Source organism: Micromonospora sp. NPDC004551, from assembly GCF_040609975.1.
GTDB lineage: Bacteria > Actinomycetota > Actinomycetes > Mycobacteriales > Micromonosporaceae > Micromonospora.
In genome coordinates this window covers 14169-23946 of sequence record NZ_JBEXLM010000017.1, presented here as the reverse complement: position 1 = coordinate 23946, position 9778 = coordinate 14169, and the positions used below count along the sequence as shown (strand labels likewise).

Sequence of the window (9778 nt, the reverse complement as noted above, 5' to 3'; positions counted from 1 at the left end):
CCCGAAGAACAAGGAGACACCGCACATGAGCGACACGATCGCCACGCTCCCGGTGGTCGTCGAGAACGACGGCCGGGCCCTGACCGACCTGATCGCGGCGCGCCGCGCGGAGCTGCGGGCCACCCTCGTCGAGCACGGCGGGCTGCTGTTCCGCGGCTTCGACGTCGGCGGGGTGGACGGCTTCGACGGGGTGGTCCGCGCCCTGTCCGGCGAGCCGCTGACCTACACGGAGCGTTCCTCGCCCCGGCACTCCATCAAGGGCCGGGTCTACACCTCGACCGACTACCCGCCGGACGAGGAGATCTTCCTGCACAACGAGAACTCGTACCAGGCGCGTTGGCCGCTGACCCTGTTCTTCTACTGCATCACGGCGCCGGAGACGCAGGGCGCCACCCCGCTCGCGGACGTCCGCCGGGTCCACGACCTCATCGACCCGGCCGTGCGGGAGGAGTTCGTCCGGCGGCGCTGGATGCTGGTGCGCAACTTCCACGGCGACTTCGGCACCCGCTGGCAGGAGGTGTTCAACACCGAGAACCGGTCCGAGGTCGAGGCGTACGCGGCGGCCAACGGGATCACCGTCGAGTGGGTCGGCAAGGACGGCCTGCGCACCCGGGCGGTGCGGAACGTGGTGCACCACCGGCCCGGCTCGGACACCCCGCGCTGGTTCAACCACGCCACCTTCTTCCACGTGAGCACCCTGCCGAAGGACTACCAGGAGGGACTGCTCGCCATGTTCGGCGCCGACGGGCTGCCGTCGAACACCTACTACGGCGACGGCGGCGAGATCCCCACCGACGTCATGGATCACCTGCGCGCCGCCTACCGGGCGGCCACCGTCCGCTTCGACTACCAGCGCGACGACGTGCTGGTGGTGGACAACATGACCGCCGCGCACGGCCGGGAGCCCTTCACCGGCCCCCGCAAGATCGCCGTGGCGATGGCCGAGCCGCACACCCCCGACACCTCTGGAGCGAACTGAGATGGCCGAACCCCGATTCCTGGTCGTCCGCAATGACGAGGAGCAGTACTCGATCTGGTCGGCCGACCGGGACCTCCCCGCGGGCTGGCACGACGCCGGCTTCGCCGGCACCCGCGAGGAGTGCCTGGCCCACGTCGACACGGTCTGGACCGACATGCGTCCCCGCTCCGTCCGCGAGGCCCACTCATGAGTCAGGAGTGGACCTTCCCGGCCTCCTTCGCCCAGGAGCGGGTGTGGATGGCCAACCAGCTCGACGCCGGCTCGCCGGTGTTCAACGTGTCCATCCCATGGCGCTTCCCGGCCGGCCTCGACGCCGACGCGGTCAGCGACGTGGTCAACCGGGTGGTGGCCCGGCACGAGGCGCTCCGTACCCACCTGCGGGTCGACGACGGCGCGCTGGTGCAGGTCGTCCGGGCGCACGAGCCGGCCCCGCTGCCCACCACCGACCTGCGGCACCTGCCGGAGCCCGAGCGGCTGGCCGCGTTCGAGGCGATCCGGGCCGAGCTGGCCCGCACCCCGATCCCGCTGGACACCCCGCCGCTGTGGCGGGCCCGGCTGGTCCGCCTCGACGACGCCTGGGCGCTGGTCTTCGTGGTGCACCACGCCGTCTTCGACAGCCACTCGGCGGTGCTGTTCCACGCCGAACTCGCCGCGTTCTCCGCGGCCGCGCAGACCGGCGCCGAGCCCGCCGTGCCCGAGCTGCCCATCCAGTACGCCGACTTCGCGGTCTGGCAGCGCGACCAGCTCGCCGGGGCGGAACTGGACCGGCAGCTCGCCTTCTGGACCGGCCACCTGGCCGGGGCGCCACCGGCGACCAACCTGCCGCTGGACCGGCCCCGGCCCGCGCAGCTCGGCTTCGCCGGCGACGAGGTGCGCTTCGACCTGCCCGACGGGCTGCTCGACCGGGTCGGCCGGCTGGCGGCCGGCGCCTCGGCCACGCCGTACATGGTGCTGCTGGCCGGCTTCGCGGCGCTGCTGTCGCGGATCTCCGGCGACAGCGACGTGGTGGTCGGCGTCTCCACCGCGGGCCGGGACACCCCCGAGCTGGCCCCGCTCATCGGCATGTTCGTCAACCCGGTGGCGCTGCGCTGCGACGTCGCCGGCGACCCGTCCTTCGCCGCGCTGCTCGGCCGGGTCCGCGACGGCCTGGTCGACGCCATGGAACACGGGCAGACCCCGTTCCAGAAGATCGTCGAGGCGGTCGACCCGCAGCGCGACCCGTCGGTGCAGCCGATCTTCCAGACCGCGCTGAACTACATCCCGGACTCCGGTCTCGACCCGGTGGAGCTGGGCACCACCAAGGACGACCTGGCCTTCGACATCACCACCGGCGAGTGCCGCCTGGTCTACCGGACCGCGTTGTTCGACCGGGCCACCGCCGAGACGGTGGTGCGCCGGTACGTCCGGCTGCTCACCGCCGCCGTGGCCGACCCGGAGCGCACCGTCGCCGCGCTGCCGCTGCTCACCGACGACGAGCGGGACCTGGTGCTGGGGGCCTGGAACGACACCGCCCGCGAGGTGCCGCCGGCCACCGTGGTCGACGAGGTGCAGCGGCAGGCCGCGGCCACCCCGGAGGCCACCGCGCTGGTCTGCGACGGCGTGCCGCTGACGTACGCCGAGCTGAACACCGCCGCGAACCGGCTGGCCCGATTGCTGGTGGCCCGTGGCGCCGGCCCGGAGGCCCGGGTGGCGCTGGCCCTGCCCCGCTCCTGCGAGCTGGTGGTGGCGATGCTGGCCGTGCTCAAGTCCGGCGCCGCGTACGTGCCGGTGGACACCGCCTACCCGGCCGGGCGGATCGCCTACCTGCTGGAGGACGCCGCGCCGGCCCTGGTGGTGACCACCCCGGACACCGCCGGCCTGGTGCCCGGCGACGCGCTGGTGCTCGACGGCGAACTCGGCGCGGACCAGCCCGGCGGCGACCTGACGGACGCCGACCGGCGGAGCCCGCTGCGCCCCGAGCACCCGGCGTACGTGCTCTACACCTCCGGCTCGACCGGGCGGCCCAAGGGCGTGGTGGTGGAGCACCGGTCGGTGACCGCCTACCTGGCCTGGGCCCGGGCCACCTACCCGGGGCTGGCCGGGACCGCGCTGCTGCACTCGCCGGTCTCCTTCGACCTCACCGTCACCGGCCTGCTCGGCACGCTCACCGCCGGTGGCACGGTCCGGCTCGCCGCGATCGACGAGCCGACCGCCCGCGCCGGTGGCCGGCCGGCCTTCCTGAAGGTCACCCCGAGCCACCTGCCGCTGCTCGACGGCGAGCTGTCGCCCACCACCGACCTGGTGATCGGCGGCGAGGCGCTCACCGGCGAGCAGCTCACCGGCTGGCGGGCCGCCCACCCCGACGTGGCGGTGATCAACGAGTACGGCCCGACCGAGGCCACCGTGGGCTGCGTGGCCGCCCGGATCGCCCCGGGCGAGCCGGTCCCGGCGGGCCCGGTGCCGATCGGCACGCCCACCTGGAACACCCGGGCGCTGCTGCTCGACGCCGCCCTCCAGCCGGTGCCCCCGGGCGTGGTCGGCGAGCTGTACGTCACCGGCACCCAGCTCGCCCGCGGCTACCACCGCCGCCCCGGCCTCACCGCCGAGCGCTTCCTGCCCTGCCCCTACGGCCCGCCCGGCACCCGGATGTATGCCACCGGCGACCTGGCCCGCTGGCGGCCCGACGGCACCCTCGACTACCTGGGCCGCCGGGACGACCAGGTCAAGGTGCGCGGCATGCGGATCGAGCTGGGCGAGGTCGAGGCCGCCCTGCTGGCCCACCCGGACGTCCGGGCGGCCGCCGCGGCGGTGCGCACCGACACGGGCGAGCCGACCCTGGTCGGCTACCTGGTGGGCCCCGCGCACGAGGACTCGGTCCGCGCCGAACTGGCCCGCGAGCTGCCCGCGCACCTGGTGCCGACGGCCCTGGTCCGGCTCGACGCGTTGCCGCTGACGCCGAACGGCAAGCTGGACCGGGCCGCGCTGCCCGCGCCGGCCGCCGCCATACCGGCCGAGGACGCCTACGTCGCGCCGCGCACCGAGGCCGAGTCCCTGGTCGCCGAGGTGTACGCCGAGATCCTCCAGGTGGAGAAGGTCGGCGCCCTGGACGACTTCTTCACCCTCGGCGGCAACTCGCTGCGCGGCATGCGGGCGATGGCCCGGATCCGCGCCGAGGTGGACGTCGACCTGCCCATGCGGGCGCTGTTCAGCAGCCCCGTGGTGGCGGACCTGGCCGCCCAGATCGAGCAGCGGATCGCCGCGGAACTCGACGGGCTCTCCGACAGCGAGGTCGCCGCGCTGCTCGCGGCGGAAGAGGAAAGCAGCTGATGACCGACCTGAAGGATCCGGCCCGCGAGGCGGCCCGGCAGGCGCTGATCGCCAAGCGGCTGCGCGCCCGCCAGGCCGCCCCGGCGGCCCGGATCACCCCCCGGCCCGCCGGCGCCGAGGTGCCCCTGTCGTACGCCCAGGAGCGGGTCTGGTTCATGGACCAGCTCGCGCCGGGCGAGGCGGCGTACCACATCGCGGTGCCGCTGCGGGTGCGCGGCCCGCTCGACGTCGAGGCGCTGCGCGCGGCCCTGGCCGCGCTCGCCGCCCGGCACGAGTCGCAGCGCACCCGCTTCCCGGCCGACTCCGACGGCCGCCCCACCGTGGTGGTGGAGGAGTCCGTCGAGGTGCCGCTGACCATCGTGGACGCGCCGGACGAGGCGAGCGCGCAGGCGCTCGTGGACGCGGCCGCCGCCGAGCCGTTCGACCTGGCCGACGGGCCGCTGCTGCGCGCCCTGCTGATCCGGCTGGCCGCCGATGATCACGTGCTCTTCCTCGGCCAGCACCACATCGTCGGCGACGGCTGGTCGGTGGACGTGCTGCTGCGCGACCTGATCACCCTCTACCGGGGCGGGGAGCCGCCCGCCCTGCCGATCCAGTACGGCGACTTCGCGGTCTGGGAGGCGGGGGAGCTGGACGGCCCGCAGGCCCGGGCGCACATCGACTACTGGAAGCAGCGGCTCGCCGGCATCACCCCCCTCGAACTGCCGCTGGACCTGCCCCGCCCGGCCACCCAGACCTACCGCGGCGACTTCGTCGAGTTCCAGCTCGACCCGGCGGCCACCGAGGCGCTCAACGCGCTCACCCGGGCCACCGGCGGCACGCTGTTCATGACGCTGCTCGCCGCGTACCAGGTGCTGCTGGCCCGGCACGCCGGCCAGGACGACTTCGCCGTCGGCGCGTCGGTGGCCGGCCGTTCCGCGCCCGAGCTGGAGAACGTCGTCGGCATGTTCATCAACATGCTGCCGCTGCGGGCCGAACTGGCCGGCGACCCCACCTTCACGGAGCTGCTGGCGCGCACCCGGCGCAGCGTGCTCGACGGCTTCGAGCACGCCGAGGTGCCGTTCGCCAAGGTCGTCCACGAGCTGGGACTGCCCCGCGACGTCAGCCGCTCCCCGGTGTTCCAGGCCATGTTCGTGTTGCAGAACTACGAGATGGGCCGGTTCAGCGGGGTGTCCCGCGCCGACGAGGTCAGCTTCGAGTGGACCCCGATGGAGCTGCGGGCCACCCGGTTCGACTTCGAGCTGCACGCGGTGGAGACCGTCGACGGGCTCTGGGGCAAGCTGATCTTCAACACCGACCTGTTCACCCGGGACACCGTCGAGCGGATGGCCCGGCGGTGGACGTCCCTGCTGGCGGCGATCGTCGCCGCGCCGGACACCCCGGTCTCCCGGCTGGAGCTGCTTCCCGCCGACGAACGGGCGCTGCTGGCCGGGTGGAACGACACCGCCGCGGACTTCCCGCGCGAGCAGACCCTGCACGGCCCCATCGAGGAGCGCGCCGCCGCCACCCCCGACGCGGTCGCCGTCACCATCGAGGGGCGCAGCCTCACCTACGCCGAGCTGAACGCGGCGGCCAACCGGATCGCGCACCGCCTCCGCGCCGCCGGCGTCGGCCCGGAGACCCTGGTGGGGGTCTGCGCGGAACGCTCCGTCGAACTGGTCGCCGGCCTGCTCGGCGTGCTCAAGGCCGGCGGCGCCTACCTGCCGCTGGACCCGGAGTACCCGGCCGACCGGCTCGCCTTCATGGTCACCGACGCGGACGCGCCGGTGGTGCTGGTCCAGGAGCACCTGCGCGACGTGCTGCCGGCCACCGCCGCCACCGTGCTCGCCCTCGACGACGCCACCGTCTGGGCCGACCAGCCGGCCACCGACCCGGCGCCCACCGCCGGCCCCGAGCACCTGGCGTACGTCATCTACACCTCCGGCTCGACGGGCCGACCGAAGGGCGTGCCGAACACCCACCGGGGCATCGTCAACCGGCTCGACTGGATGCAGAAGACCTACGGCCTGGGCGCCGACGACGCGGTGCTCCAGAAGACCCCGGCCAGCTTCGACGTCTCGGTCTGGGAGTTCTTCTGGCCGCTGCGCACCGGCGCCCGGCTGGTGCTCGCGAAGCCCGGCGGCCACAAGGACGCCGGCTACCTGCGTGACCTGCTGGTCGCCGAGCGGATCACCACCGCGCACTTCGTGCCGTCCATGCTCACCGTGTTCCTCGCCGAGGAGGGCGTCGAGGCGGCCACCGCGCTGCGCCGCGTGATCTGCTCCGGCGAGGAGCTGCCGCTGACGTCCGCGCTCGACTTCACGGCCCGGCTGCCGCGGTGCGGCCTGCACAACCTGTACGGCCCGACCGAGGCGGCCATCGACGTCACGGCCTGGCACTGCGACCCGGCCCGGCTGGCCGAGGTGACCGGCGTGCCGATCGGCGCGCCGATCGCCAACCAGCGGCTGCACGTGCTCGACCCGGCCGGCGCGCAGTGCCCGGTCGGGGTCGCCGGGGAGCTGCACATCGGCGGCGTCGGGCTGGCCCGCGGCTACCACCGCCGGCCGGCGCTCACCGCCGAGAAGTTCGTCCCCGACCCGTGGTCCGGTGAGCCGGGCGCCCGCCTGTACCGCACCGGTGACCTGGCCCGCTGGGTCGTCGCGCCGGACGGCACCGGGGTCATCGAGTTCCTCGGCCGGATCGACCACCAGGTCAAGCTGCGCGGGCTGCGCATCGAGCTGGGCGAGATCGAGAGCGCGCTGCGCGAGCAGCCCGGGGTGACCGAGGCGACGGTGATCGTCCGCGAGGACAGCCCGGGCGACAAGCGGCTCACCGCGTACCTGGTGGGGCCGGCCGAGCACGCGACGCTGAAGGCGGCGCTCAAGGAGACCCTGCCGGAATACATGGTGCCGGCCGCGTTCGTCACCCTCGACGCGCTGCCGCTGACCCCGAACGGCAAGCTCGACCGCAAGGCGCTGCCCGCGCCCGTCGTCACCCGCGAGGCGTCGGTGGCGCTGGTCGAGCCCCGCGACGACACCGAGCGCGCGCTCGCCGCCATCTGGTCGGAGGTGCTGGGCGTCGACACGCTCGGCATCGACGACGACTTCTTCGACCTGGGCGGGCACTCCATGCTCGCCACCCAGGTGGTCGCGAAGATCCGCAAGGCGGAGCTGGGCGGCCGGGCGGTCGGCGTCATGGACCTGTTCCAGCAGCGGACCATCCGCGAGCTGGCCGCGTTCATCTCCGGTGACGCCGCCGACGCCGGCCCGCGCCGGCTGCTCTACGAGCTGACCAAGCCGATCCCGGCCGCCCAGCGGGTGCTCACCTACGTCTGCGTCCCGTACGGCGGCGGCAGCGCCATCGTCTACCAGCCGCTCGCGGACGCGCTGCCCGCCGGGCACGCGCTGTGGTCGCTGGCCATCCCCGGCCACGACGTGGGCCTCAGCGAGGACGCGCTGCCGTTCGACGAGCTGACCACCCGGGTGGCCGACGAGATCCTGGAGCGGGTCGAGGGGCCGCTGGCCCTCTACGGCCACTGCGGCGTGGGCAGCGCCATCGTGGCGGAGGTGGCCCGCAAGGTGGAGGCGGCCGGGCGGAACCTCGACGCCGTCTACATCGGCGCCATGTTCCCGTTCGCCCGCCCCAAGGGCCTCTTCGCGGCCGCCCGCAACCGTCTCGAACAGCTGCGCAGCAACAAGCACTACGCCAGCTGGCTCAAGTCGATGGGCGTCGACACCGACGAGCTGGACCCGGAGCAGGCCGACCGGATCATCAGCAACATGCGGGCCGACTCCCGCGCCTCCGAGGAGTACTTCACCCGGCTGCTCGACCAGCGGGCGGCGAAGCTGCGCGCACCGATCATCTCGGTGGTCGGCTCCGAGGACCCGGTCACCGACTACTACCGCGAGCGGTACGCCGAGTGGCAGTTCCTCAGCGACACCCTCGGGCTGGTGGTCCTCGACCAGGCCGGGCACTTCTTCCTGAAGTACCGGGCCGAGGAACTGGCCGAGATCGTCACCCGGGTGCACCCGGCCGTGGTCGCCGGCGACATCACGGAGCTCGGCCCGGAGGCCCGGGGCGAGGACGCCGGCTGGGCGGTCCTCGACCACCTCCGGGTCGGCGCCGAGGAGCGGCCGGCGGCCACGACGGTCAAGCCGAGCATGGCGCGCTTCCTGTCGATCACCGTCGGGCAGCTCATCTCCAGCACCGGCTCGGCACTGACCGCGTTCGCCCTGCCGATCTGGCTGTTCAACCGGACCGGGTCGGTGGCCGACCTCGGCCTGCTCTGGGCGCTCGCGCTGATCTGCGGCGTGTTCATGCTCCCGGTGGCCGGCGCCATCGTGGACCGGGTCAGCCGGCGCCGGATCATGATGCTGGCGAGCTCCGCGGCCGGCTCGGTCCAGTTGGTCCTGGCCACCCTGCTGTGGACCGACAACCTGGTGCTCTGGCACATCTACCTGCTGGTCGCGCTCAGCTCGGTGGCCGGCTCGTTCCAGCGGATCGCGTTCCAGTCTGCGGTGCCGCAGCTCGTACCGAAGCGCTACCTCGGCCACGCCATGGGCATCACCCAGCTCTCCACCGGCGTGGCCACCCTGCTCATGCCGGTCTTCGCGGCCGGCCTGCTCGCCGCGATCGAGCTGAAGGGCATCCTGCTCATCGACGTGGCCAGCTACGTGCTCGCCGTGCTCACCCTGGCCGTGGTCCGCTTCCCCGACCTGCTCGGCTGGCGGCCCCGGGAGCGGCTGCTGGTGGCCATCGCCAACGGCCTGCGCTACTCCTGGCAGCACCGCGGGTTCCGGCTGATGCTCGGCTACTTCGCGCTGGGCAACATCTTCCTCGCCCCCGCGCTGGTGCTGACCACCCCGCTGGTGCTGTCCTTCGGCAGCCCGACCCAGGTGGCCCAGGTGGCCCTCGCCGAGGCGGTCGGCGCGGTGGCCGGCGGCGTGCTCATGTCGCTGTGGGGCGGGCCGCGCAAGCGCCGGATGATCGGCGTGCTGATCGGCAACCTGGGCACCGCCATCGGCTGCGTGCTGATCGGCCTGGACGCCTCGCTCGCGATGATCTGCGTGGGCATGTGCTGGCTGGCCATGGCGATGACCACCGCGCAGTCCATCTACGCGACCATCGTCCAGGTCAAGGTTCCGCAGCGCTTCCACGGCCGGGTGTTCAGCCTCAACCAGACCATCGCCTGGTCGACCCTGCCCATCGGGTTCGCGCTGCTCGCGCCGGGCGCCACCGCCCTGTTCGAGCCGATGCTCGCCCCGGGCGGTGCGCTGGCCGGATCGGTGGGCGCGGTGATCGGCACCGGTCCGGGCCGCGGCATCGGCTTCGCGTACGTCTGCTTCGGGGTGATCCTGGTCCTGATCACCCTCGGCGGCTTCGCGATCCGCCTGCTGCGCCGCTTCGACCTGGAGGTCGAGGACTCCCTGCCCGACGACCTGATCGGTGCGCAGGAGCGGGAACGGCGGCTCGCCGCCCGCGCCGCCGAGCGGGAGAAGGTGGCGGTCTAGGCCG

At 73.8% G+C, this 9778-nt stretch carries 4 protein-coding genes; all 4 read left to right on the top strand.

Translation table 11 applies throughout. The features are described from left to right. Positions 1 to 25: 25 nt before the first annotated feature. Genes ABZW14_RS20350 through ABZW14_RS20335 form a run of 4 tightly spaced genes read left to right on the top strand, consistent with a single transcriptional unit; the run spans position 26 to position 9774 of the window. Positions 26 to 979, top strand: coding sequence for a TauD/TfdA family dioxygenase (locus ABZW14_RS20350; protein ID WP_355348547.1), 954 nt, complete (start codon positions 26 to 28; stop codon positions 977 to 979). Position 980: 1 nt separating this feature from the next. Further along, a complete protein-coding gene (locus tag ABZW14_RS20345; protein ID WP_091266326.1) occupies positions 981 to 1169 on the top strand; it encodes an MbtH family NRPS accessory protein in 189 nt (62 codons plus the stop codon). Then, entirely contained in the window at positions 1166 to 4285 is a 3120-nt protein-coding gene (locus tag ABZW14_RS20340; RefSeq protein WP_355348544.1) for an amino acid adenylation domain-containing protein, read from the top strand. The genes ABZW14_RS20345 and ABZW14_RS20340 overlap by 4 nt, the downstream gene beginning before the upstream one ends. Next, positions 4285 to 9774 carry an amino acid adenylation domain-containing protein gene (locus ABZW14_RS20335; RefSeq protein WP_355348541.1) on the top strand — a complete coding sequence of 1830 codons (5490 nt, stop codon included), beginning with the start codon at positions 4285 to 4287 and terminating at the stop codon, positions 9772 to 9774. The genes ABZW14_RS20340 and ABZW14_RS20335 overlap by 1 nt, the downstream gene beginning before the upstream one ends. Positions 9775 to 9778 lie beyond the last annotated feature (4 nt).

Bases quoted from the DNA above. Each gene is read 5' to 3' on its own strand.
- ABZW14_RS20350 (WP_355348547.1), top strand. From the start codon at position 26: ATGAGCGACACGATCGCCACGCTCCCGGTGGTCGTCGAGAACGACGGC.
- ABZW14_RS20340 (WP_355348544.1), top strand. From the start codon at position 1,166: ATGAGTCAGGAGTGGACCTTCCCGGCCTCCTTCGCCCAGGAGCGGGTG.
- ABZW14_RS20335 (WP_355348541.1), top strand. From the start codon at position 4,285: ATGACCGACCTGAAGGATCCGGCCCGCGAGGCGGCCCGGCAGGCGCTG.
- ABZW14_RS20345 (WP_091266326.1), top strand. From the start codon at position 981: ATGGCCGAACCCCGATTCCTGGTCGTCCGCAATGACGAGGAGCAGTAC.